Here is a 25,349-nt window from a genome sequence, read left to right as displayed (position 1 = left end):
ATGATTACAATTGCCAGCCTTATCGTTTTTTTAGCTTTTTACACTCTTTATTACACTTCAAAAAGAGCAGTGTTATCGTATGATTTAGGTTTTGAAAAATGGATGCAGAAAAATCCAAAGCAAACTAAAATCATTGGTTTAATACTTTTGTTATCTGCTTATATGATGTGGCTTTTTACACAATCATTAGGCTGTGGCACTTTGATGTTTTTTATTCAGCTAATGACAGTTGGAAGTTTAATCATTATTCTTACACCATTAAAAAAAATAAATAGTAAGTTACTTTTGGTATTATTGGTTTTTATTGCTGTAACTGAATTTTATTACAACTAAAATCTATTTTAAATTAATATGCCAGCAAATCCAAAATATCTAAATCCTTCTTTTTGGCCTCGTTTTTCCAAAATTACTGCTGCAATTTTAGGCGGATACTTTGTTTCTGTTACGTTTCATTTGGCTCTTGCCGCATGGTTCAGCCGAAAAGATGTATTAATCACGATGGCTTTCAGCGGTTTTATTCTTTGGGTAGCATTAATGGTTATTGCTTTTTTAGCCAAAAGTGGCTGGAAAATCTGGGGAGTTTACATTCTGCTATCTTTACTTTTTTGTCTTTTTATTTATTTGGGTCAAACCTATAACCATATGGCACAATAATATTTATGAATAACCGTCATTACAATATCTATTTTCATACCCATACTGTCAGCGGAATCGTTATCAGTGTAGTTCTTTTTGTAATTTTCTTTGCTGGATCTTTTTCTTTTTTTAGAGATGAAATCATCAATTGGGAAAGAAGTGAATCTACAGCAATCACAAAAGAAATTCAATTAGATTACAACAATGCGCTGCAATATCTTGACAAAAAATATGTATTGCACGGAAGAAATATTACCATTTCTAAACCTTCTGTAGAAAATCGAGTAGCTATTTATATGGAAGGCACCAAAGACACCTTGGCTCCAAAAAAACAGCAAGCAGGAGATTTTTTTTATTTAGACACCAAAAACTATAAAACTTATACCTACGAAGAATCTTATTCGTTGGGAGAACTTTTATACCGCTTACACTTTCTTGCACAAATTCCTTATCCGGCAGGGTATTATCTGTCAGGTTTTACAGCTTTATTCTTTTTATTTGCAATTGTTACGGGAGTTTTATTGCATTGGAATAAAATTGTTTCAAACTTTTACATGTTCCGTCCGAAAGAAAAATTAAAAACACTCTGGACAGATGCACACACAGCTTTAGGAATGATTGGTTTGCCTTTTCAGTTTGTATATGCAGTTACAGGTGCATTTTTTATGATTAAACTTTTAATTGTCGCACCAGCCGTAATGGCTTTGTATAAAGGAGACCAAGATAAATTATATAAAGAACTGGAATATACTGATGCTGATTATAAATTTGAAAATAAAAAACTAGCAAATCCATTCAACATTAGTGAGTTGGTTGCTAAAACAAAAAAGAACTGGGCCGATTTTGAAATTACCCGCGTTTTTATCCAGAATTATGGAGATGCCAATATGCATGTTTTAGTGGAAGGCGAACTTCTAAATCATAAAAAATTTACTGGAATAGGAAAAGTAGTCTACCGAATTGCTGATGGAAAAGAAATTGCCAAAAAAGATCCTATAGCACAAACCAGTTATTTAGATGTTGTAAAAAATGTTTTGTATAGAATACATTTTGGTGATTATGGCGGATATGCCTTGAAAATCGTAAGTTTCCTTTTAGGAATTATAACCTGTTTTGTCATTATTTCTGGGGTTATGATTTGGTTAGTTGCGCGACAAAAAAATAACATGCCAGAAAAGAAAAGACGTTTCAATGCTGCTGTTGTTCGTATCTATTTGGCGATTTGCTTAAGCATGTATCCAATAACAGCTTTGGCTTTTATTGGAAGCAAAATTTTCTATCCGTTAAGTCAGTCTAATTTATATGCACTTTATTTTGGAGGCTGGCTATTGCTGACTATCTTCTTTATCATTAAAAAGAATGATGCTTTTACCAACAAATTCTGTTTGATTTCAGGAAGTATTTTAGGATTCTTAATTCCAATTACCAACGGAATCGTTTCTGGAGATTGGTTTTGGACTTCCTTTATGGAGAACAAATTCCAGATTTTCTTTATCGACGTTTTCTGGATTTTCCTAGCTTCAATTTCATTATACACAGCTTATCATTTAAAACCTAAAAAAGCAGTTTCTTAAAAATTAGCTTAAATAATTTGTCCTCTATTGATTTTGCGTATACTTTTACGCTTTTAATCAAAAATGGGATTCAAAACGAAAATACGTTTTCTGCATAAATGGCTCGGATTAATTTCTGGGCTTATTGTTTTTATTATCTGCATTACAGGCTGTATTTTCTGTTTTCATGACGAAATAAAAGACATAACAAGAAAAGAATGGCGTTTTGTAGAACCTGAGAACAAACCTTTTCTACTGCCATCTCAACTTCAGGAAAAAGCAAAACAAACTGTTCCTGAAAACAAAGCCAGTATGGTTGCTTATTATGGAAAAAACAGATCGGCCATTGTTTATACTTATTCAGATACTGGAAATCTCTACTTATACTTTAATCCGTATACGGGTAAATTTTTGAAGTCAGAAAACCCAGAAACCGACTTTTTTATTATTGTAGAATACATCCATTTATATCTGCTTCTGCCAGATTATATAGGAAAACATATTATTGGAGGAGCAACCATTATTTTTATCCTTTTACTGATTTCAGGAATTATACAATGGTGGCCAAAACGAAAAAGCGATATTAAAAGAAGTTTCACCATAAAATGGTCCGCAAAATGGCGACGAGTAAATTACGACTGGCACAATACGACCGGTTTTTATATTTCATTAATTGCCTTAATTCTGGCTATAACTGGACTTACCTTTACTTACGAATGGGTTGGTGACGGAATTTACAAATCTTTCAATCTAGGCGGAGACAAAGAAGTCGAAACAAAAACACCCGTAATTGATACAACTGTATTCAAAACAAATTCAGTTACAGCAATTGACAAAGCCTTTGCTCAAACACTAAAATTAAAGCCAAAAGCAGAAATGTTCTTTGTAATGATTCCACAACAAAAAGGCGATATTGTGAGTACAGGTGCCTATCCGCATACTTTACGTTACGATCAGCAGAGCAATTATTATTTTCATCCGTCAAGCGGAAAACTGCTCCAAAGCCAGCCTTTCGATAAAAAAAGTCTAGGCCTTCAGGTTATCGAAATGAATTACGGAATACATACAGGACAAGTTTTAAATCTTCCTGGAAAAATTATAGCTTTTACCGTGAGCTTAATTGCCGCTGCACTACCTGTTAGCGGATTTATAATTTGGTTTGGAAGAAACAGAAAATCTAAAAAAGTAAAAGCATAAAAAAACCGTCCTGTTAAAAACGAGACGGTCTTCTTATAGTTAGTTTTGAAATTATACTAATTTCTATTTGCTAAAGCATTTTTCTGTAAATTTTTAACCGAACTTACTTTGTTATCAACATAAGCAACTTCTTTCAAGCTGTCTTCATTAAAGTAAATCCATTTTCCAGTTTTAACTCCGTCTGCGTATTCTCCAACGGCTTTTTTGTTTCCATTTTCGTCATAAGATACCCAAACACCGTCTAATTTACCGTCTTTAAAAAAGCCTTCTTGCTGCACTTTACCACTTTCATAGTAATAGGTTGCTTTTACCTTGTTTCCAACAGCTTCTAATTCAGGCTTTCCTTCTTGTGCAACTACAATTCCAGAGAACAATATTGCAGCTAAAATTACACTCTTTTTCATATCTTTAGGTATTAATGTTAAGAAATCTTTATCAAATATAGTTAATAGTTTACATTAAAAAAACTTTTACTTAACAATTTGGTAACATTGATTAAAAACTTAACATTGGAAAAACAGACAAAATAAAAAAACCAGCGCTCAAGCACTGGTTTTACTGGTATTTTAGAAAATATTTCAACTTTACGATAACGTTATAAATTTCGTAAATAAATTAGTTCAATAATGCTGTAAGCTGTTTATCCAACTCAGGATCAGAAGGTCTAGGCGCATCAGATTTTAGAATATTACCATTTGGGTCTACAAGTATAAATCTTGGAATTCCTGTTACACCATAGTTAACCACAAATTCAGATTCCCAATCTTTATCTGCAAATAGCTGAACGCCCCCTAATTTTTTATCGGTTACAAACTTTTTCCATTTTTCATTGTCTTTTGCCTTATCAATAGAAATACTTACGAATTCTATATTTTTTCCGTGGTACTTTTCTTCAATTTTTTGCAGATAAGGAATTTCAGCTCTGCAAGGTGCACACCATGTTGCCCAAAGATCGATGTAAACATACTTGCCTTTTAAATCAGCCAGTTTTGTTTTTCCTCCTTTAAAATTTTCGTAATCAAAAGTTGGAGATGCTTTTCCAACCATTTTATTTGCTTTTGAAACTCGCTCATATTCTTGAGCTACATATTGATGAAAACTCTCAAAACTGCGTTTTAGAGCTGTTTTAAATTCTGGAGCATAATCTCCTTTCTCTAAGTTTTCTGTATCCGTTTTAAATTTATTATCCAGCAAAGCGCTAAATTCTCCCGATTCTTTGGCAAAAGCATCTTTCTGAAAATTTTCATCTTTTAATGCCTGTTGTGCTAAAAAGTTACTTTCTTCTACACCTTTACCTTTATATACAATCGTCTCATCAAATTCTTTAGCATTCATAGTCAAATTAACTTCCGAATTCGGCTTTAAATATAAGTTTGAAGACTCTGTTCCGTCAGAGAAAACATAAAAACCCTGAGGAGCATCAAAAGTGGCAGCAAAAACTTGCTTTTTATCAATCGGAATTACTTGCTTGAAGTTGTCTCTTCCTTTAATTACTAAAGTATCACTATTTCTATTAGTAATTTTAGCTGTGAACTTAATAGAACTTTTACTTTGAGCAGTACCATTTAAAGCAGTAAAAATTACTAAACCTGCAACAAAAAGTTTCTTCATAGGTATTAATATTAGTTTTTAGTGAATCAAAACTAAAGAATAAATGCTTCGGAATTTCACAATTAACAATTTATTTGAAATTATTCTGAATCAACTTATCACTTTACTATATTATCTTGAATTTTGTATTTACTTTTGCAGTCTAAAATTTTGATTATGTATAGAAGTCATAATTGTGGCGAATTAAACGCTTCAAATATTAATACCGAAGTTACACTTGCGGGCTGGGTTCAAAAATCACGTGATAAAGGATTTATGAATTGGGTCGATTTACGTGACCGTTACGGAATTACACAACTTATTTTTGACGAAAGTCGTACTAATAAAACTGTTTTTGAATTGGCAAAAACACTTGGACGTGAATTTGTAATTCAAGTAAAAGGAACTGTTATTGAGCGTGAAGCTAAAAATAAAAACATCCCAACTGGTGAAATTGAAATTTTAGTTTCAGAATTAACAATTTTAAACACTGCACTTACTCCTCCTTTTACAATTGAAGATGAAACTGATGGCGGAGAAGATATCAGAATGAAATACCGTTATTTGGATATCAGAAGAAATCCTGTAAAAAACAGTTTATTATTCCGTCATAAAGTAGCGATGGAAGTTCGCAAATATCTTTCTGATTTAGATTTCTGTGAAGTTGAAACTCCTTACTTAATCAAATCGACTCCTGAGGGTGCGAGAGATTTCGTTGTACCAAGCCGTATGAACGAAGGACAATTTTACGCATTGCCACAGTCTCCACAAACTTTCAAACAACTTTTGATGGTTGGCGGAATGGATAAATATTTCCAAATTGTGAAATGTTTCCGTGATGAAGATTTACGTGCAGACCGTCAGCCAGAGTTTACTCAGATTGACTGCGAAATGGCATTTGTAGAGCAAGAAGATATCTTGAATATTTTTGAAGGATTGACAAGACACTTATTAAAAGAAATTAAAGGCATTGAAGTAGATAAATTCCCTAGAATTACTTACGACTACGCCATGAAAACATACGGAAACGACAAACCAGACATTCGTTTCGGAATGAAGTTTGGAGAGTTAAACGAATTTGCGCAGCATAAAGAATTCCCTGTATTTAATGCAGCTGAATTAGTTGTGGGAATTGCTGTTCCAGGAGCAGGAAATTATACTCGTAAAGAAATCGACGGGTTAATTGACTGGGTTAAACGTCCACAAGTTGGAGCATCAGGAATGGTTTACGTAAAATGCAACGAAGACGGAACTTATAAATCATCTGTAGATAAATTCTACGATCAAGACGATTTGACAAACTGGGCAAAAGCAACAGAAGCAAATCCTGGAGATATGATTTTTGTTCTTTCTGGTCCAGCAAACAAAACACGCGCTCAGCTTTCTGCTTTACGTATGGAATTAGCAACTCGTTTAGGCTTACGTAACCCTGAAGAATTTGCTCCATTATGGGTTGTAGATTTCCCATTATTAGAGTTAGACGAAGAAAGCGGTCGTTACCATGCAATGCACCATCCATTTACTTCTCCAAAACCAGAAGATATGGCTTTACTGGAAACAGAACCAGGAAAAGTTCGTGCAAATGCTTATGATATGGTTTTAAACGGAAACGAAATTGGTGGTGGATCTATTCGTATTCATGATAAAGCTACTCAGCAGTTAATGTTTAAATATTTAGGATTTACCGAAGAAGAAGCAAAAGCACAATTTGGGTTCTTAATGGATGCTTTCCAATTTGGAGCACCGCCTCACGGAGGACTTGCTTTTGGTCTTGACAGACTTGTGGCAATTCTTGGAGGTCAGGAAACAATCAGAGATTTCATCGCTTTCCCTAAAAACAATTCAGGACGTGATGTAATGATAGATGCTCCTGCTGCAATTGACGACGCACAATTGAAAGAACTTCGCATTAAAGTAGATATTGCTTAATTTGAAGTAAATTATTCATAAAAAGATAAAAGCCGCTGAAATTTCAGCGGCTTTTTATTTTTAACGAAATACTAGGAAAAATCTTAAAGCCTATTTTTTATTGAATTATCATATTCCTACAAACGTAATGATTTTATATTCCTACAATTAATGATTCGCAAATTATGGTATTTTATAAAGAAATTGACGCAATAAACCGCGTAAAAACACTGTAAATCAATAATTTTTACAAAAAATTAACACGTATATGTCTTTTGTATGATTTTAAATATTACATTTGTTTATTATAAATTATTATTACATTACAAATGCGTACAGGTACAGTAAAATTTTTCAATGAATCTAAAGGTTATGGATTCATTACAGACGAAGAAACAGGAAAAGACATCTTCGTTCACGCTTCAGGAATTAACGCGGAAGAATTACGCGAAGGTGACCGTGTAAGCTATGAAGAAGAAGAAGGAAGAAAAGGGAAAGTTGCTGCTAAAGTAGCAGTAATCTAAGAAAAATATAGCAATTTATTTTTTTTGCCTCTGAATGGTCTCAGAAGACGTCCCGAACTATCGGGACGTTTTTTTTTTACCCATTTCTTAAAAAAATATTAAAATAACGCAATGTTATTTATAATGAATAAAAATTAGACATAAACGCGGTTTACTACCCTACTTAAATCCTTTTTTAGCTTGTGTTTTACAGAGTTCCAAGTTATCTTTGTGGCTCATTTTTTAAGTAAAAAATCGAAGTTTATGCAATCTGATCAATACAGTTACATTCCTATTTTAATGCAGTTTATTCTAGCTGTTGGTTTTGTGGTAGGAACAATCATTATTTCTGGAAAATTAGGACCAAGAAGAACCTCTGAAGTTAAAGATAAAAACTTCGAGTGTGGTATCGAATCTGTTGGTAACGCCCGTATTCCATTCTCTGTAAAATACTTCTTAGTTGCCATTTTGTTCGTATTATTCGACGTAGAGGTTATTTTCCTTTATCCTTGGGCAGTAAATTTCAAAGACTTAGGAATTGAAGGAATGCTAAAAATGTTAGTTTTCATGTCTTTGCTTTTAGTTGGTTTCTTTTACATCATCAAAAAGAAAGCATTAGAGTGGGAATAATGATTTTAGATTTTAGATCTGAGACTTTAGATTTATCTAAATACTATGATTTAAAATTTAAACTCAAATTAAAGTACTGATTTAAAAAATTGATTTTACTTTTTACGATTTCAATGAATCTAAAATCTAAAATCAGAAATCTAAAATAAAATGAGCGATTCAAAAGTAAATATGGTTGCGCCGCCAGAAGGAGTTACTGGTGAAGGTTTCTTCGCTACAAAACTTAGTGATGTTGTTGGTTTAGCAAGAGCTAACTCATTATGGCCGCTTCCTTTCGCGACTTCATGCTGTGGTATCGAATTCATGGCAACAATGGCATCTCACTATGACTTAGCTCGATTTGGTTCTGAGCGTGTGAGTTTCTCGCCAAGACAAGCCGATATGTTATTAGTAATGGGAACTATTTCTAAAAAAATGGCCCCAATTTTAAGACAAGTATACGAACAAATGGCAGAACCTCGTTGGGTAATTGCTGTTGGAGCATGCGCTTCGTCAGGAGGAGTATTTGACACTTACTCTGTTCTTCAAGGAATTGACAAAGTAATTCCTGTTGATGTTTATGTACCAGGATGCCCGCCAAGACCAGAACAAATTGTTGATGGAGTTATGAGACTTCAAGACCTGGTAAAAAGCGAATCTGTGAGACGAAGAAGCTCACCTGAATACCAAGAATTATTAGCTTCATATAATATCTCATAAGATGGCTTTAGAAAACACCCTGATCCAAGATAAACTTACTGAAACATTTAATAACGATGTTTTCAATTTTCAGCAAGAAAGAGATATTTTTTCTTTAGAAGCTTCGGCTGATAAAATTACGCCCCTGATTCTATTCCTAAAAAATGATCCCGAATTACGCTTTCACTTCCTAACAGATTTGTGCGGCATTCATTATCCAGATAACGAAACAGAACGTCAGTTTGCAGTTGTTTATCATTTACACAACTGGTACGAAAACAAAAGATTGAAAATCAAAGTTTTCCTAAACGGCGAAAAACCAGAAATTAAATCGGTTTCAAACATTTTCTTGTCTTCTAACTGGATGGAAAGAGAAACTTTCGATTTCTATGGGATTGACTTTATAGGACATCCTCAATTGAAACGTATTTTAAATATGGATGAAATGCAGTCTCACCCAATGAGAAAAGAATTCCCATTGGAAGACAGTGGAAGAACAGATAAGGATGACCGATTCTTCGGAAGAACAACAACAAATTGCTAAAAAATAATTCAACATTATAAAATGTCAGAACTATTATTACCACCAGAGCATCGATATGCTAAAATAATTAAGGAGAGACTAAACGAAGACGGAAGCGAACTTTCTGTACTGAATTTAGGTCCGACTCACCCTGCTACACACGGTATTTTCCAAAATATCTTGTTGATGGATGGTGAAAAAATTCTTGAGGCTGAACCAACTATTGGTTACATCCACAGAGCATTCGAAAAAATTGCCGAAAATCGCCCTTTTTATCAAATTACACCTCTTACAGACCGTATGAACTACTGTTCTTCTCCTATCAACAATATGGGATGGTGGATGACTGTAGAAAAACTATTAGGTATAGAAGTTCCTAAAAGAGCACAGTACTTAAGAGTTATTGTTATGGAGCTGGCTCGTATTACGGACCACATCATCTGTAATGGTATTTTGGGTGTTGATACTGGTGCGTATACTGGTTTCTTATACGTTTTTCAATTTAGAGAAAAAATCTACGAAATCTATGAAGAAATTTGTGGAGCTCGTTTGACTACAAATATGGGAAGAATTGGTGGTTTTGAAAGAGACTGGTCTCCAGAAGTTTTCAAAAAACTAGATAAATTCCTTGAAGAATTTCCGCCAGTTTGGCAAGAATTTCAAAACTTATTCGAGAGAAATAGAATTTTCCTTGATAGAACTGTAAACGTAGGTGGCATCACTGCTGAAAAAGCAATGGCTTACGGATTTACAGGTCCAAACTTGCGTGCTGCTGGAGTTGATTACGACGTACGTGTAGCACAACCTTACTCATCTTATGAAGACTTTGATTTTATAGTTCCTGTTGGAAAATCAGGAGACACTTATGATCGTTTCTGTGTTCGTAATGCTGAAGTTTGGGAAAGTTTAAGCATTATTCGTCAGGCGTTAGAAAAAATGCCTCCAGGAAATGAATACCATGCTGAAGTTCCAGATTACTACCTTCCTCCAAAAGAAGATGTTTACACTTCTATGGAATCTTTAATTTATCACTTTAAGATCGTAATGGGAGAAGTTCCTGTACCAGTTGCAGAAATTTACCACCCTGTAGAAGGAGGAAACGGAGAAATTGGTTTTTATTTAGTAACTGACGGAAGTAGAACTCCATATAGATTACATTTCAGAAGACCATGCTTTATTTATTATCAAGCATTCCCAGAAATGATTAAAGGCGCTATGCTTTCTGATGCAATTATCATCCTTTCAAGTTTGAACGTAATTGCAGGAGAATTAGATGCCTAACAAATTGTAGATTTTAGATTTTAGGTTTTAGATTGCTGATTGAGAATGCAGATTTTAGAATTTAGGTTTAAAATTATAATTAGGAATTGAAAAATTCAGATTGAAGAATCTAAAACTTAAACAATGATTGAAGAATCATAGATTATAGACCAAGATTAAAAAAATCTAAAATCTAAAATCTAAAATCTAAAATTAAAAATGGAACGTAAACATTACAAACAAGAAATAAACATGACTGAGGCATTGATGAATCGCATCAATGAATTGATCAGCCATTATCCTGAGGGCAAACAAAAATCGGCTTTATTGCCTGTTTTGCACGAAGTTCAGGATGCACATAACAACTGGCTTAGTATTGAATTGCAAGATAAAGTTGCCGAGATTCTTCAGATAAAACCAATTGAGGTTTATGAAGTGGTTACTTTCTATACGATGTTCAACCAAAAGCCAATTGGTAAGTATATGTTTGAGTTCTGCCAAACTTCTTGCTGTTGTTTAAGAGGCGCAGAGGATTTAATGGATTATACTTCTGAGAAACTAGGCATTAAAATGGGCGAAACAACTCCAGACGGAATGTTTACCATTGCTGGTGTAGAATGTTTAGGTGCTTGCGGATATGCTCCGATGATGCAGTTGGGAGATTTCTACAAAGAAAAACTGACAGAAGAGAAAATCGATCAGATTATTGCTGATTGTAGAGATGATAAAATAATATTACACGATAAATAAGATGTCACAAAAAATATTATTAGATAAAATCAATATTCCTGGAATTAAAACCTACGAAGTATATCGCCAAAATGGTGGTTATGCTTCTGTAGAAAAAGCTTTAAAAACACTTACTCCAGACGAAGTTACTGAAGAAGTAAAAAAATCAGGATTACGTGGTCGTGGTGGAGCAGGTTTCCCTGCTGGTATGAAATGGAGTTTTATTGACAAAAAATCAGGAAGACCAAGACACTTAGTTTGTAATGCCGACGAATCTGAGCCTGGAACATTCAAAGATAGATTCTTGATGGAATATATTCCTCACTTATTGATCGAGGGAATGATCACTTCAAGCTACGCTTTGGGTGCTAACCTATCTTATATCTACATCCGTGGAGAATATATGTGGGTTTTCAAAATCTTAGAAAGAGCAATCGCCGAAGCAAAAGCTGCCGGATGGTTAGGAAAAAATATATTAGGAACAGGTTATGATCTTGAACTTCACGTACACTGTGGAGCTGGAGCATATATCTGTGGAGAAGAAACAGCATTAATCGAATCTTTGGAAGGTAAAAGAGGAAATCCTCGTATTAAACCACCTTTCCCAGCGGTTTCTGGTCTTTGGGCAAATCCAACTGTGGTAAACAATGTTGAAACAATTGCGACTGTGCCTTGGATTGTAAACAATTCTGGTGATGATTATGCTAAAATTGGAATTGGACGTTCTACTGGAACTAAATTAATTTCTGCTTCAGGACACATCAAAAACCCTGGCGTTTACGAAATTGAATTAGGTTTAAGTGTTGACGAATTCATGAATTCTGATGAATATTTGGGAGGAATGTCTTCAAGTCGTCCATTAAAAGCATTTGTACCTGGAGGTTCTTCTGTGCCAATTTTACCAGCTGAATTGATTTTCAAAACAGCAAATGGCGAAGATCGTTTAATGACTTATGAATCTTTAAGTGATGGTGGTTTTGCTACTGGATCTATGTTAGGTTCTGGAGGATTTATTGTTTACAACGATACTGCTTGTGTCGTAAGAAACACTTGGAACTTTGCTCGTTTTTACCACCACGAATCTTGCGGACAATGTACACCTTGCCGTGAAGGAACAGGATGGTTAGAAAAAATCTTATGGAGAATCGAAAACGGCCAAGGTCGTGAAGAAGATATCGAACTATTGTGGAGCATTCAGAGCAAAATCGAAGGAAACACAATTTGCCCTCTTGGTGACGCTGCTTCTTGGCCAGTAGCTGCTGCGATTCGTCACTTTAGAGATGAATTTGAATATCACGTTCGTTTCCCAGAAAAAATTAAAAATAGAGATCACTTTGTTGCCGAGCCTTTTTCACAAGTGAAACATTTAGTTGGCGGTAAAGTAATTATATAATAGTTTCAAGTTTCAAGTTTTTTTAGTTTCAAGTTCAACCTGAAACTTTAAACCTGAAACTAAAAAAACAAAATAAGAGATGAAAGTAACCATAGACGGTCAAAGTATAGACGTAGAACCAGGAACAACGATCCTGCAGGCTGCACGTATGATTGGAGGAGATTTAGTTCCGCCAGCCATGTGCTATTACTCAAAATTAAAAGGCAGCGGTGGTAAATGCCGTTGTTGTTTAGTTGAAGTTTCTAAAGGAAGTGAAGCTGACCCACGACCAATGCCAAAATTAATGGCATCTTGTGTAACAGGATGTATGGATGGTATGGAAGTAAACAGTAAATCGTCTGCAAGAGTAACTGAAGCCCGTAAATCTGTAACAGAATTTTTATTAATCAATCACCCATTAGATTGCCCAATTTGTGATCAAGCTGGTGAATGTGATTTACAGAATTTAAGTTTTGAACACGGAAATCCAAAATCACGTTACATTGAAGAAAAAAGAACATTTGAACCAGAAGATATTGGTCCAAATATTCAACTTCACATGAATCGTTGTATTTTATGCCAAAGATGTGTGCAAGTTGCGGATCAATTGACAGACAATAGAGTTCACGGAGTATTAGACCGTGGTGACCACGCTAATATTTCAACTGGAATTTCTAAAGCAATCGACAATGAGTTCTCTGGAAACATGATTGACGTTTGTCCAGTTGGAGCTTTAACAGATAAAACTTTCCGTTTTAAATCAAGAGTTTGGTTTAACAAACCTTATAACGCGCACAGAGAATGTACTACTCCAGGGTGCTGCGGAAAAACTACGGTTTGGATGTTTGGTGGAGAAATTCAGCGTGTAACTGGTCGTAAAGATGAGTACCATGAAGTTGAAGAATTCATCTGCAACAGCTGTCGTTTTGATCATAAAAATGTAAATGACTGGGTAATTGAAGGACCAAGAGAATTTGAAAAAGATTCTGTTATTAACCAAAACAATTACACTCAAAAATTAGAGAAAGTTGAAATTGATACTGAAAAGAATATTCTTTTAGGTAGAGATATTGACCGTAAAAAAATTAGTATGGCTGCAATTCCATTAACTGATAAAGATCAAAAATAGTAAGAAATGGAAAGTGCATTTATTATAGAAAAAAGTGTTGTTATTGTTGTCGTTTTTGCGGTAACAATGATCATGGCGATGTATTCTACTTGGGCAGAACGTAAAGTTGCTGCTTTCTTGCAAGATCGTGTTGGACCAAACCGCGCCGGATGGGGAGGTTTATTACAACCACTTGCAGATGGTATGAAATTATTCTCTAAAGAAGAATTTTTCCCAAACACGCCAAATAGATTTTTATTCGTAGTTGGTCCTGCAATTGCAATGAGTACTGCTTTAATGACTAGTGCTGTAATTCCGTGGGGAGATCGTTTGCATCTTTTCGGAAGAGATATTATTCTTCAAGCTACAGATGTAAACATTGCTTTATTATACATATTCGGAGTTCTTTCTGTTGGAGTCTACGGCATCATGATTGGTGGATGGGCATCTAACAACAAGTTCTCTTTGATGGGAGCTATTCGTGCCGCTTCTCAAATGGTTTCTTACGAGGTTGCAATGGGATTATCAATAATTGCTTTATTGATGATGACTGGAACAATGAGTTTAAAAGAAATTTCATTACAGCAGCAAGGAATGAATTGGAATGTTTTTTATCAGCCATTATCATTCTTAATTTTCTTAATCTGTTCATTTGCAGAAACAAACAGAACTCCTTTCGATTTAGCAGAATGTGAAAACGAATTAATTGGAGGTTACCATACCGAATATTCATCTATGAAAATGGGATTTTATTTATTTGCTGAATATGCAAGTATGTTTATCTCTTCTACTATTATTTCTGTATTATTCTTTGGCGGATACAACTACCCAGGAATGCAATGGATGGTAGAAAATGTAGGTGTAAATACAGCAAACTTATTAGGAATTGGAGCATTATTTATAAAAATATGTTTCTTCATTTTCTTCTATATGTGGGTACGTTGGACAATTCCAAGATTTAGATATGACCAATTAATGAATTTAGGCTGGAGAATTTTAATTCCGCTTTCAATTATTAATATCATGATTACAGGCGTAGTTATTTTAAGACACGAAATCTTAGCTGCTTTAGGATTCTAAGAACTGTAATTAGCTTCAAATAAAAAACAAAATAGATTTTGAATTTGATTGATGTCAAATTGTAAATCATAAACTATAATAGTAAAAATGTCAATAGAAACTATATCATTATCGGGTAGAAAAAAGGTGGTGTCAAATAAAGACATGTCTTTTGTTGAACGATTGTATCTTGTGGCGATTGTGAAAGGTTTGGTTATTACAGTAAAACACCTTTTCAGAAAAAAAGTTACCATTCATTACCCAGAGCAGGTTCGTGAAATGAGTCCAGTTTACCGTGGTCAACATATGTTGAAACGTGATGAACAAGGCCGTGAAAACTGTACAGCTTGCGGATTATGTGCTTTATCATGCCCTGCAGAAGCGATCACCATGAAAGCTGCAGAACGCAAACCTGATGAAAAACACTTGTATAGAGAAGAGAAATATGCAGAAATTTACGAAATCAATATGCTTCGTTGCATTTTCTGTGGTTTATGTGAAGAAGCTTGTCCAAAAGACGCTATTTACTTAACTGAATCTAAAGTATTAGTTCCTGCTAATTACAATAGAGAAGATTTCATTTTCGGGAAAGATAAATTAGTAATGCCTTTAGAAATGGCTTTGAAAAACGCTCAACTTAAAAACGCTAACTAAATGATACATATTCCTGATTTTGCACACGCAACAACCGTTCAAGTTATCTTTTGCTTTTTAGCGTTTATTACCGTTATTACTGCTTTTTTGACTATTTTCAGCAGAAATCCGATTCATAGTGCCATTTACTTGGTAATTTGTTTCTTTTCAATTGCTGGTCATTATTTACTATTAAATTCTCAGTTCTTAGCTGTTGTCCATATAATAGTCTACTCCGGAGCTATTATGATTCTGTTCTTGTTTACCATCATGTTGATGAACTTGAACGAACAGCGAGAAGTTCACCGCCCTAGAATTACACGTTTAGGCGCTATTGTTTCTTTCTGTTTAATATTGATTGTTTTAATTACAATCTTTATTAACTCGAAACCGATTGTGGGTGAATACGATTCTACTGGAGAAGATTTCCAATCAATTAAAGTTTTAGGTAAAATATTATTGAACGAATATATGGTTCCGTTCGAATTTGCTTCGATCTTACTTTTGGTTGCTATGATTGGAGCAGTTCTATTGTCTAAAAAAGAAAAATTAAATAAATAATGGGTAATATATTAAATCAAATAGGTATTGAAAACTACATCTTTTTGAGTGTTGTACTTTTCTGTATTGGTATTTTTGGTGTATTGTACAGACGAAATGCTATTATCGTTTTCATGTCTATCGAAATTATGTTGAATGCGGTAAACCTTTTATTTGTTGCTTTTTCAACTTATCATCAAGATGCACAAGGACAAGTTTTTGTGTTTTTCTCGATGGCGGTTGCTGCAGCCGAAGTTGCGGTAGGATTGGCCATTTTAGTTTCTATCTTTAGAAATATCGGATCAATTAGTATCGATAATTTAAAAAATTTAAAAGGATAATCAGAAATGGATACCAATTTAGCTTTAATTTTAGTTTTAACTCCTTTACTAGGTTTTCTAGTAAATGTCTTTTTTGGAAAAAGCTTAGGCAAAACAGTTTCTGGTGCAATCGGAACTATTGCCGTAGCAATTTCTTTTGTAGTTTCTCTTTTACTTTTTAATCAAATAACTTCGACTGGAAAAGGAATTGAGGTTACTTTATTTGATTGGATTCAAATTAGCAACTTAAAAATCAATCTTGGATTTTTATTAGATCAATTATCTGTTCTTTGGTTACTTTTTGTAACTGGAATTGGATCTTTGATTCACTTATACTCTATCAGTTACATGCACGATGATGAGAATATGCATAAGTTTTTTGCGTATTTAAATCTATTTGTATTCTTCATGATTACACTTGTAATTGGAAGCAACTTATTAGTTCTTTTCATTGGATGGGAGGGTGTTGGACTTTGTTCTTACCTATTAATTGGATTTTGGCATAAAAACCAAGATTACAATGATGCTGCAAAAAAAGCTTTCATCATGAACAGAATTGGAGATTTAGGTTTATTAATCGGTATGTTCATCATTGGTTCGATGTTCTCTACATTAGATTATGCAACTTTAAAAACGGCAATTGCTGGAGCTTCTAATTTAAATTTGCCATTACTTTCTTTAGCTGCTTTATGTTTATTTATTGGAGCTTGTGGTAAATCTGCTCAAATTCCGTTATATACTTGGTTACCTGATGCGATGGCTGGACCAACTCCAGTTTCTGCTTTGATTCACGCTGCTACAATGGTTACTGCGGGTATCTTTATGGTAACACGATTAAACTTTGTTTTTGATCTTGCAACAGATGTTCAAAGTGTAATTGCAATTATTGGAGCTATCACTTCATTAGTTGCGGCTACAATAGGATTAGTTCAAAACGATATCAAAAAAGTACTGGCTTATTCTACAGTTTCTCAATTAGGTTTAATGTTCTTAGCATTAGGATTTGGAGCTTATGAAGTAGCCGTTTTCCACGTAATCACTCACGCTTTCTTTAAAGCTTGTTTATTCTTAGGATCTGGATCTGTAATTCACGGATTACACGGAGAGCAAGATATGCGTAACATGGGAGGTTTGCGTAAAGCTATGCCAATTACTTTCTGGACAATGTTGATTTCTTCTTTAGCAATCTCAGGAGTTCCATTTTTCTCAGGATTCTTTTCTAAAGACGAAATTTTATTGACAGCCTTCCACCACAGTATTCCATTATACGTTGTTGGATCTGTTGCTTCAATCATGACAGCTTTCTATATGTTCCGTTTAATGTTCTTAACTTTCTTCAAAGAATTTAGAGGAACTGAAGAGCAAAAACATCATTTACACGAGAGTGGTTCGTTAATTACTATTCCGCTTATCATTTTAGCTATTCTAGCGACTTTTGGCGGATTAATAAGTTTGCCTGGAAACAGTTGGTTAAATGGTTACCTTGCTCCTCTTTTCACAAAAGTGGCAGGTGAAGAACACCACTTAGGCGCAACAGAATACACTTTAATGGGTGTTGCAGTATTAGGCGGATTACTTGGAATTTTAATTGCTTATGTGAAATACTTTAAACAAGATAATGTTCCAGAATCTGATGAAAACATTACTGGTTTAAGCAAAGTGCTATACAACAAATATTATGTAGACGAAATTTACGATGCAGTATTTGTTCAGCCAATTAATAGTTTATCTAAATTCTTTAGAGACTATATCGAGACAGGATTATCTGCACTTGTATTTGGATTAGGTAAAATAGCAAACGAAGTTGCTTTCCAAGGAAAAAAATTACAAACCGGAAGTATAGGATTATATCTATTTGTATTTGTTTTAGGACTTTGCGCAATTGTTTCCTATATATTTTTAGCTCAATAATATTATTACTATGAACGTTTCTACTATATTAATTATACTTTTAATTGGTGCATTTGCCACTTACTTTTCTGGTGACAAACTAGCTTCGAAAGTTGCTTTACTATTTAGTTTAGCTGCTTTAGGATGTTCGATTGTATTATTGAATAATTATAATGCAGGCGAAAATATCAGCGTACTTAACAGCTGGATTACGCAGCCAAAAATTTCTTTCGCTTTAAACGGTGATGGACTTGGGCTTGCAATGGTTTTGTTAACTGCAGCTTTAACTCCGATTATCATATTTTCTTCTTTCGGAAATGAATATAACAATTCAAAAGGTTTTTATGCTTTGATATTGTTCATGGCTTTTGCTATGACAGGAACTTTCTTAGCTGCTGATGGACTTTTATATTATATTTTCTGGGAGTTAGCTCTTATTCCAATTTACTTTATTGCTTTAATCTGGGGTAATGGTGATGCTGAAGAGCGTAGAAAAGCAGTAATTAAATTCTTTATTTATACACTTGCTGGTTCATTATTCATGTTAACTGCCTTTATCTATTTATACCAAAAAGCTGGTTCTTTCTTAATCGAAGATTTATATAAAGTAGAGTTATCTGCTTGCGAGCAATTCTGGATTTTCTTGGCTTTCTTCTTAGCTTATGCTATCAAAATTCCAATTATTCCTTTCCACACTTGGCAAGCAAATGTATACCAAAAAGCTCCAACAGTTGGAACAATGCTTTTATCTGGTATCATGTTAAAAATGGGATTATACAGCGTACTTCGTTGGCAATTGCCAATTGCTCCTTTAGCTGCAAAAGAATACATGAATATTTTTATTGCTTTAGGAATTGCAGGAGTTATCTACGGATCTATCGTAGCTTTGAGACAAAAAGATTTGAAAAAATTATTGGCTTATTCTTCTCTTGCTCACGTTGGTTTAATTGCTGCAGGATCTTACACCTTAACTCTTGATGGTTTAAGAGGAGCTGTTTTGCAAATGATTGCTCACGGTTTTGTTGTAGTTGGATTATTCTTTGCTGCTGAAGTAATTTTCAGAAGATATGAAACTAGAGAAATTGGAGAAATGGGCGGAATACGTACTCAGTCTCCAAAATTTACATCAATGTTTTTAATCTTAGTATTAGCTTCTGTTGCATTACCAAGCACATTTAACTTTGTTGGAGAGTTTACAGTATTGTACAGTTTATCTCAAATCAATATTTGGTTTGCTATTCTTGGTGGAACAACTATCATTTTAGGAGCTTACTATATGTTAAGAATGTTCCAGCATGTAATGTTAGGTGAAACAAATTCTAAAACTTTTACTGATGTTACGCTTAATGAAGGAGTTTCATTTGCGGTAATCATTGCAGTTTTATTATTCTTTGGTTTATATCCAAAACCAATCACAGACTTGATTACACCAAGCTTGGAAACTATTTTACAAGTTATCAATAAGAACTAATATTTTAAACAAAAAATAAATTAGGATTTCACTTCAAAATTGAAATCCTAAATCAAAAAGATAAAAATGAATACATTAATAGCTATAACAGGATTGGGTATTTTCTGCCTATTGTTTGAAATTCTTAATTTAAGAAAGGCCATAGTCCCTATTACCATTTTGGGTTTAATAGGTGTATTGGCACTTAATTACTGTGAATTTGGAACAGAACAAAGTTATTACAACAATATGATAGCAGTGAGTAAGTTTTCTACAGCTTTTTCATCATTGTTTATCGTTTTGACGATTTTCCTTGTAGCATTAAGTCATAATTTTTACCAAAATCATCCAACAAAAATTTCAGATTATGTCGCTATTAAAGTTTTCTTACTAGCTGGAGCTGTAGCAATGGTTTCTTTCGGAAACTTAGCGATGTTCTTTTTAGGAATTGAAATCTTATCTATTGCTTTATATGTACTTGCTGCAAGTGATCGTTTGAATATCAAAAGTAACGAAGCAGGTATGAAATATTTCTTAATGGGATCTTTCGCATCAGGAATTATCTTATTCGGAATCTGTTTGATCTACGGGGCAATGGGAAGTTTTGATATTAGTGATATTCACGAAAGTGCACTTTCTGCTGAGTTACCAATCTGGTTCCCAATCGGAATGATTTTAATGGTTGTTGGAATGTTATTTAAAGTAGCTGCTGTTCCTTTCCATTTCTGGGCTCCAGATGTATATGAAGGTTCTCCTGCTTTAACAACTGCTTTAATGAGTACATTGGCAAAAGTAGTAGCCATTGCAACTTTATTTAAGCTCATTGCTGGCATGAATTTCATTTCTTCATTAGAAAATCAAGATCTATTGCATACTTTTGAAGTTATAGTCGTTATTATTTCTATTGCTTCAATGTCTGTTGGTAATATTATGGCATTAAGACAAGTAAACGTAAAACGTATGCTTGCTTTCTCTGGAATCTCTCACGCAGGTTTCATGTTAATGACATTGTTAACTGTTTCTGCATCAGCTGGAGTTCTATTGTACTACACTGCTGCTTATGCATTAGCAGGAATCGCAGCTTTCAGTGTAATTTTATATGTATGTAGAGATCAAGATAATGAAGATATTACAAACTTTCATGGTTTAGGAAAAACAAATCCGCTATTGGCTGCAGTTCTAACAGCATCATTATTATCAATGGCTGGAATTCCTATTTTCTCTGGATTCTTTGCTAAGTTATTCCTATTCAATCAAACAATTCAAGCGGGATACATTGGTTTAGTAATCGTTGCAGTAATCAATTCTATCATTAGTGTTGGATATTATTTCAAACTGATCATTGCAATGTATTCTAAAGAACCTAATCAAGAAAGAACAGGAAGACCATTCCTTATTTATGCTACAGCTGTAGTATCAATTGTTTTAAATATTGCTTTAGGTTTATTCCCATCGTTAGTTTTAGACTTATTAAAATAAGATAATTTCTTTAAATCAAAATATTCGAAAATCCATTAAATTAGTTTTAATGGATTTTTTTTTGACCTAAATAAAGAACAGAAATTCATGTTAAAAATTTCTTCTATGCAACTGCACATCAAAAAATCTCCATATATTTGGGTTCAATTAAATGTATTAAAATATGAACTTTAATTCAAAAAATCCATTTTTAAACAGTAAGCGTTTTTCGTCTAATACTGAATCAAGAACAGAAGTACACCAAGCTCAGATTATTGATTACAATCAAGAAATGACGGTATCTGGAACCATCAACAAAACAGCAATCTTATTTTTAATTTTATGTGGAGCTGCTATGGTAACATGGTGGATGGCTTTTAACGGAATGAACCCTATGTTGCCTACAATTGGAGGAGCAATTGTTGGTTTCATTTTAGTATTAGTTTCTTCGTTCAAACCACAGCTATCTCCTTACCTAGCACCAGGATATGCTTTATTTGAAGGATTATTTATAGGAGGTATTTCTGCAATATTTGAATTAAAATTTCCCGGAATAGTAATTAATGCAGTTGGTGCAACACTTGTTACTTTCTTAGTTTGCCTTGGTTTATACAAATTTAGAATTGTTAAAGTTACGGAACAGTTCAAATCTGTTGTTGTAGCGGCAACATTGGCCATTGCTACTTATTACTTAATCTCTTGGGTGGTATCTATGTTTACCAGCTGGCAGCCTGTTCATTATGGAAACTCTATGATGAGTATTGGGATTAGCGTTTTTGTTATTATCATAGCAGCTCTTAATCTTTTCCTAGATTTTGATTTAATTGAAAAAGGAGCCAGAGAAAAAATGCCAAAATTTATGGAATGGTACGGAGCAATGGGATTAATGATTACATTGGTTTGGTTATATATCGAATTCTTAAGACTTTTATCAAAACTTTCTAGTAAAGACTAACTAACTGTCAAAAAATATTAATTCAGGCCCTTTTGAGTAAAATCAAAAGGGCTTTTTTTATTTCTAAATAGACTAAATTTTGAAAGACAATTCAAAATTCTATTTAAAACTTTTAAGAATAATCTGTTATTCAAAACACAAAAAGAATCTATTTCCTACAAAAAAATCAAATGTAATTTATGTAATAAAAAAAAATTACAGATCTCTTCTATTCTTTTTTGTTTAACTTTTGAAATTATAAAAAGCGAGAAAAATACGGCTTTCCGTACTCAATACAAAATATGTAATAAATTACAATTAATGCAATTTATTACATTTTTAATATTTTAAAAGCACAATAATTAAAGCATACTCTTTTTTTTGGCAAAAAAATTATACTATTAAAAATTAATATATAATTTTGTGTAATCGATTACAATTAAACCACTTGAAATCGAAAGTAAAACCACTTACTTATTTTATTAACTATCTTAAACAAACCTTATGAAAAAAAACCTACTTTTCGTGGCTGTCTTTCTCATGACAGTTCAATTATGGGCCCAAACTATCCAAATTAATGAAGCTTCTGGCTGGTTGGAAACTGCTTTTGTAAAATGGCAGCCGGTCAGCGGTGCCCAGACTTACAATGTATATTACACAGGCAACGGATTTACAGACCAGAAAATAGACGACCAGCTTATTAGAAGTTATGGTTCTTATTTCCGAGCTGACATTCCGGGGCTTAAAGCCGGAACTTACACTGTAAAAGTAAAACCTGTTGTAAATGGCACAGAAGGAACTGGAGCTACAACAGGAAATCTAACTGTAACCGCACACGACAGAAACGGATTTGCTTTTGAAAGCGGGCGCGTTCCTGGAGGATACAAAGCAGACGGAACCCCTAAAGATAATGCCGTAATTCTGTACATTACTCAAAATACCAAAAACACCATTTCGATGAATATTACTGGTGCAAGTTCAAATCCTTGCATTGGTTTGCAGAATATTCTTTACGCTATCAAGAAAGGAAAAGATACACGTCCGTTTATTATACGTTTAATCGGAAATATTACTGATATGACGGTTATGGAAGGTGGCGATGTTGTTATTGAAAATGCAAACAATGCTGCAAGCTATGTTACAATTGAAGGTATCGGTGATGATGCCGTTGCAAATGGATGGGGAGTACGATTGAAATCGGCTTCCAACATAGAAGTAAGCAATCTTGGATTTATGAACTGCAACAGTACTGCTGGAGATAACGTAGGAATGCAGCAGGACAATGACCACGTTTGGGTTCATAACTGTGATTTGTTCTACGGAAATGCAGGTAGTGATGCTGACCAAATAAAAGGTGATGGTGCATTAGACAATAAAACTTCAACTTATATCACATTATCGTACAACCACTTTTGGGATAATGGAAAAGCAAGTCTTTTAGGTTTAAGTGAAGGAACAACTTCTGGACTTTATATCACGTATCATCACAACTGGTTTGACCACTCCGACTCACGCCATCCTCGTGTACGTTATTATTCAGCCCATATTTATAACAACTATTATGACGGAGTTTCTAAATATGGAGCAGGATCAACTATGGGATCTTCACTTTTTGTTGAAGGAAACTATTTTAGAAATAGTAAGCACCCAATGCTAACTTCACTACAAGGTTCTGATATTTGGGACGAAGCAAACCAAGTGAATAATGCTGGTACAATGGGAACATTCTCTGGTGAAGCTGGAGGAAGCATAAAAGCTTTCAACAATACTTTTGATGCATCAAATGGAACAAATAATATGCGTTTTGTAGCTTACAACGATCCAAATCCATTGTACAATATTTCAGGAAAAATAAGTTCTACAACAGATTTTGATGCTTACGTAGCCGCAACTAGAGGAGAAACGGTGAGCAGTGCTGTAAAATCTAAATCGGGCGCTAATGTTTACAACAACTTTGATACAGATGCTAATTTGTATGTGAAAAATTTAGTAATCGATACTCCCGCTGCAGCGAAAACAAAAACGACTCAATATGCAGGACGTGTTTCTGGAGGAGATTTAAAATGGACATTTAATAACGCAACGGATGATACTTCTTCTTTAGTCATTACTGCATTAAAAACCGCACTTACAAACTATACTGGAACTTTAGTTGCAGTACAAGGGGAAGGAAATCCACCTGCTGGAACACAGACTTTAACTTTAACTTCTGCCTCAAACAACAATCAAACTGTTGTAAGCGGTACAGCAATTTCTTCAATCGTATTTACATGGGGCGGAAATGCAACTGATGCAACTGTAACAGGATTGCCTGCTTCTGGACTGACATTTGTAAAAAATACTACCTCTAAAACCATAACAATTTCGGGTACACCAACTGCAACAGTTTCGTATTCAATTGCAACTTCTGGAACTAGTGGTTCCCCAGCTACTGGTTCTGGAACTGTAACAGTAACTCCAGCTGGAACACAAACATTAACTTCATCTGGCAACAATAGCCAAACAGTTTCTTCAGGAACAGCAATTGCATCTATTGTATTTACTTGGGGCGGAAACGCTACTGATGCCACTGTAACAGGATTATCTGCTTCTGGATTGTCTTTTGTAAAAAACACAACGGCAAAAACGATAACTATTACTGGAACTCCAACAGCAAATGTATCTTATTCTGTAACAACGTCAGGCACTGCAGGAACACCTGTAACTGCATCAGGAACAATAACAGTTACAACAGGCTCAACTGGTGGATCTGAACTGCATAATTTTACAACATCTGGAAAAACAAGTACCTTCTACTCTATTACAGGAAACATGAATTCAACTCCTGGATCTGTAACTTATAATGGATTAACATTGACTGAGCGTTTAAAAATAGAATCTAGCACATCAATAACGTATACAACAGCCAGCGCTTCTACCCTAACTTTGGTTTTTGACTCAAATTTTACTGGAACTATTAAAGTTGATAATGTTTCCTATACCGCATCTGCCGGAATTGTAATCGCTTCAATTGCTGCTGGTTCTCATACCATAACCAAAGGATCTGTAGCCAACTTATTCTACATTAGTACAGTTTATGGCGGAAACACTTTAAGAATGGCTGCTGTAACTGAAACTACTGCAAAAGAAAGTACAGAAGCTCCTAAAATCGTTTTATATCCAAATCCTGTTTCAAGCATATTATACTTATCAGATCCAGAATACAAAGTACAAAAAGTACTTATTTACAACATCTCTGGAAATCTAGTTGTTAACTCCGGAAATTCTGAAAGCATAGATACAAGCGGTTTAATTCCCGGCACTTACCTAGCCAAAATTTATACTGTTGACGGATCATTTAACCAAACTCTTATAAAAAAGTAAAACTAACTTAACTTA

The 25,349-nt window shown here is 34.1% G+C and carries 24 protein-coding genes; 22 read left to right on the top strand and 2 right to left on the bottom strand.

Going from position 1 to position 25,349, the window contains the following annotated elements; translation table 11 throughout:
• The 4 genes from M0M44_RS06455 (at window position 1) to M0M44_RS06440 (ending at window position 3,386) form a co-directional block, all read left to right on the top strand.
• Window positions 1–333 carry a hypothetical protein gene (locus M0M44_RS06455; protein WP_248729023.1) on the top strand — a complete coding sequence of 111 codons (333 nt, stop codon included), beginning with the start codon at window positions 1–3 and terminating at the stop codon, window positions 331–333.
• An 18-nt stretch (window positions 334–351) separates the two neighbouring features.
• Window positions 352–654 (top strand): hypothetical protein, encoded by a 303-nt coding sequence (locus M0M44_RS06450; protein WP_248729022.1) that lies wholly within the window; start codon window positions 352–354, stop codon window positions 652–654.
• Between the two features lie 5 nt (window positions 655–659).
• Window positions 660–2,210 (top strand): PepSY-associated TM helix domain-containing protein, encoded by a 1,551-nt coding sequence (locus M0M44_RS06445; protein ID WP_248729021.1) that lies wholly within the window; start codon window positions 660–662, stop codon window positions 2,208–2,210.
• A 63-nt stretch (window positions 2,211–2,273) separates the two neighbouring features.
• Window positions 2,274–3,386: a PepSY-associated TM helix domain-containing protein gene (locus M0M44_RS06440; RefSeq protein ID WP_248729020.1), complete on the top strand. Its 1,113-nt coding sequence runs from the start codon at window positions 2,274–2,276 to the stop codon at window positions 3,384–3,386.
• A 56-nt stretch (window positions 3,387–3,442) separates the two neighbouring features.
• On the opposite strand, the gene M0M44_RS06435 is transcribed toward M0M44_RS06440, so the two are convergent.
• Both M0M44_RS06435 and M0M44_RS06430 read right to left on the bottom strand, forming a co-directional pair.
• Window positions 3,443–3,790: a toxin-antitoxin system YwqK family antitoxin gene (locus tag M0M44_RS06435; RefSeq protein ID WP_248729019.1), complete on the bottom strand. Its 348-nt coding sequence runs from the start codon at window positions 3,788–3,790 to the stop codon at window positions 3,443–3,445.
• A 211-nt stretch (window positions 3,791–4,001) separates the two neighbouring features.
• On the bottom strand, window positions 4,002–4,997 hold the full coding sequence (locus tag M0M44_RS06430; protein ID WP_248729018.1) for a TlpA family protein disulfide reductase: 996 nt from the start codon (window positions 4,995–4,997) through the stop codon (window positions 4,002–4,004).
• 156 nt (window positions 4,998–5,153) lie between these two features.
• On the opposite strand from M0M44_RS06430, the gene aspS reads away from it, so the two are divergent.
• The 18 genes from aspS to M0M44_RS06340 all read left to right on the top strand — a co-directional run bounded on the left by aspS (window position 5,154) and on the right by M0M44_RS06340 (window position 25,334).
• The gene (gene aspS / locus M0M44_RS06425; protein WP_248729017.1) at window positions 5,154–6,905 is read left to right on the top strand and encodes an aspartate--tRNA ligase; all 1,752 of its coding nucleotides are present in this window, start codon (window positions 5,154–5,156) and stop codon (window positions 6,903–6,905) included.
• Window positions 6,906–7,213: 308 nt separating this feature from the next.
• A complete protein-coding gene (locus M0M44_RS06420) occupies window positions 7,214–7,408 on the top strand; it encodes a cold-shock protein (protein WP_007137066.1) in 195 nt (64 codons plus the stop codon).
• A 243-nt stretch (window positions 7,409–7,651) separates the two neighbouring features.
• Window positions 7,652–8,017, top strand: coding sequence for an NADH-quinone oxidoreductase subunit A (locus M0M44_RS06415; protein ID WP_095929654.1), 366 nt, complete (start codon window positions 7,652–7,654; stop codon window positions 8,015–8,017).
• 150 nt (window positions 8,018–8,167) lie between these two features.
• Entirely contained in the window at window positions 8,168–8,716 is a 549-nt protein-coding gene (locus M0M44_RS06410; RefSeq protein ID WP_095929653.1) for an NADH-quinone oxidoreductase subunit B, read from the top strand.
• A gap of 1 nt (window position 8,717) precedes the next feature.
• On the top strand, window positions 8,718–9,239 hold the full coding sequence (locus tag M0M44_RS06405) for an NADH-quinone oxidoreductase subunit C (RefSeq protein ID WP_248729016.1): 522 nt from the start codon (window positions 8,718–8,720) through the stop codon (window positions 9,237–9,239).
• A 21-nt stretch (window positions 9,240–9,260) separates the two neighbouring features.
• Entirely contained in the window at window positions 9,261–10,499 is a 1,239-nt protein-coding gene (locus tag M0M44_RS06400) for an NADH-quinone oxidoreductase subunit D (RefSeq protein WP_091490525.1), read from the top strand.
• A 198-nt stretch (window positions 10,500–10,697) separates the two neighbouring features.
• On the top strand, window positions 10,698–11,228 hold the full coding sequence (locus M0M44_RS06395) for a complex I 24 kDa subunit family protein (protein ID WP_057115709.1): 531 nt from the start codon (window positions 10,698–10,700) through the stop codon (window positions 11,226–11,228).
• 1 nt (window position 11,229) lies between these two features.
• Window positions 11,230–12,600, top strand: coding sequence for an NADH-quinone oxidoreductase subunit NuoF (gene nuoF / locus M0M44_RS06390; RefSeq protein ID WP_248729015.1), 1,371 nt, complete (start codon window positions 11,230–11,232; stop codon window positions 12,598–12,600).
• Between the two features lie 79 nt (window positions 12,601–12,679).
• Window positions 12,680–13,708: an NADH-quinone oxidoreductase subunit G gene (locus M0M44_RS06385; RefSeq protein WP_248729014.1), complete on the top strand. Its 1,029-nt coding sequence runs from the start codon at window positions 12,680–12,682 to the stop codon at window positions 13,706–13,708.
• 6 nt (window positions 13,709–13,714) lie between these two features.
• Window positions 13,715–14,767: an NADH-quinone oxidoreductase subunit NuoH gene (gene nuoH / locus M0M44_RS06380; RefSeq protein ID WP_095929647.1), complete on the top strand. Its 1,053-nt coding sequence runs from the start codon at window positions 13,715–13,717 to the stop codon at window positions 14,765–14,767.
• A gap of 87 nt (window positions 14,768–14,854) precedes the next feature.
• Complete coding sequence (locus tag M0M44_RS06375; protein ID WP_111286267.1) at window positions 14,855–15,400, top strand: NuoI/complex I 23 kDa subunit family protein; 546 nt, start codon at window positions 14,855–14,857, stop codon at window positions 15,398–15,400.
• Window positions 15,401–15,940, top strand: a complete 540-nt coding sequence (locus M0M44_RS06370; RefSeq protein ID WP_095929645.1) for an NADH-quinone oxidoreductase subunit J family protein — start codon at window positions 15,401–15,403, stop codon at window positions 15,938–15,940.
• Window positions 15,940–16,260 (top strand): NADH-quinone oxidoreductase subunit NuoK, encoded by a 321-nt coding sequence (gene nuoK, locus M0M44_RS06365; protein ID WP_008466103.1) that lies wholly within the window; start codon window positions 15,940–15,942, stop codon window positions 16,258–16,260. Before M0M44_RS06370 ends, nuoK begins: the two co-directional genes overlap by 1 nt.
• Window positions 16,261–16,266: 6 nt before the next feature.
• Window positions 16,267–18,150 (top strand): NADH-quinone oxidoreductase subunit L, encoded by a 1,884-nt coding sequence (gene nuoL, locus M0M44_RS06360; protein ID WP_248729013.1) that lies wholly within the window; start codon window positions 16,267–16,269, stop codon window positions 18,148–18,150.
• A 10-nt stretch (window positions 18,151–18,160) separates the two neighbouring features.
• Window positions 18,161–19,600, top strand: coding sequence for a complex I subunit 4 family protein (locus M0M44_RS06355; protein WP_248729012.1), 1,440 nt, complete (start codon window positions 18,161–18,163; stop codon window positions 19,598–19,600).
• Window positions 19,601–19,666: 66 nt separating this feature from the next.
• Window positions 19,667–21,058 carry an NADH-quinone oxidoreductase subunit N gene (locus tag M0M44_RS06350; protein ID WP_248729011.1) on the top strand — a complete coding sequence of 464 codons (1,392 nt, stop codon included), beginning with the start codon at window positions 19,667–19,669 and terminating at the stop codon, window positions 21,056–21,058.
• Between the two features lie 163 nt (window positions 21,059–21,221).
• On the top strand, window positions 21,222–21,992 hold the full coding sequence (locus M0M44_RS06345) for a Bax inhibitor-1/YccA family protein (RefSeq protein WP_248729010.1): 771 nt from the start codon (window positions 21,222–21,224) through the stop codon (window positions 21,990–21,992).
• Between the two features lie 483 nt (window positions 21,993–22,475).
• On the top strand, window positions 22,476–25,334 hold the full coding sequence (locus tag M0M44_RS06340; RefSeq protein ID WP_248729009.1) for a pectate lyase family protein: 2,859 nt from the start codon (window positions 22,476–22,478) through the stop codon (window positions 25,332–25,334).
• The last annotated feature ends 15 nt before the right edge of the window (window positions 25,335–25,349 follow it).

This window comes from Flavobacterium humidisoli (genome assembly GCF_023272795.1).
Classification (GTDB): domain Bacteria; phylum Bacteroidota; class Bacteroidia; order Flavobacteriales; family Flavobacteriaceae; genus Flavobacterium; species Flavobacterium humidisoli.
The sequence above is the reverse complement of the archived record's forward strand: the minus strand, read 5'-3'. Positions and strand labels throughout refer to the sequence as shown.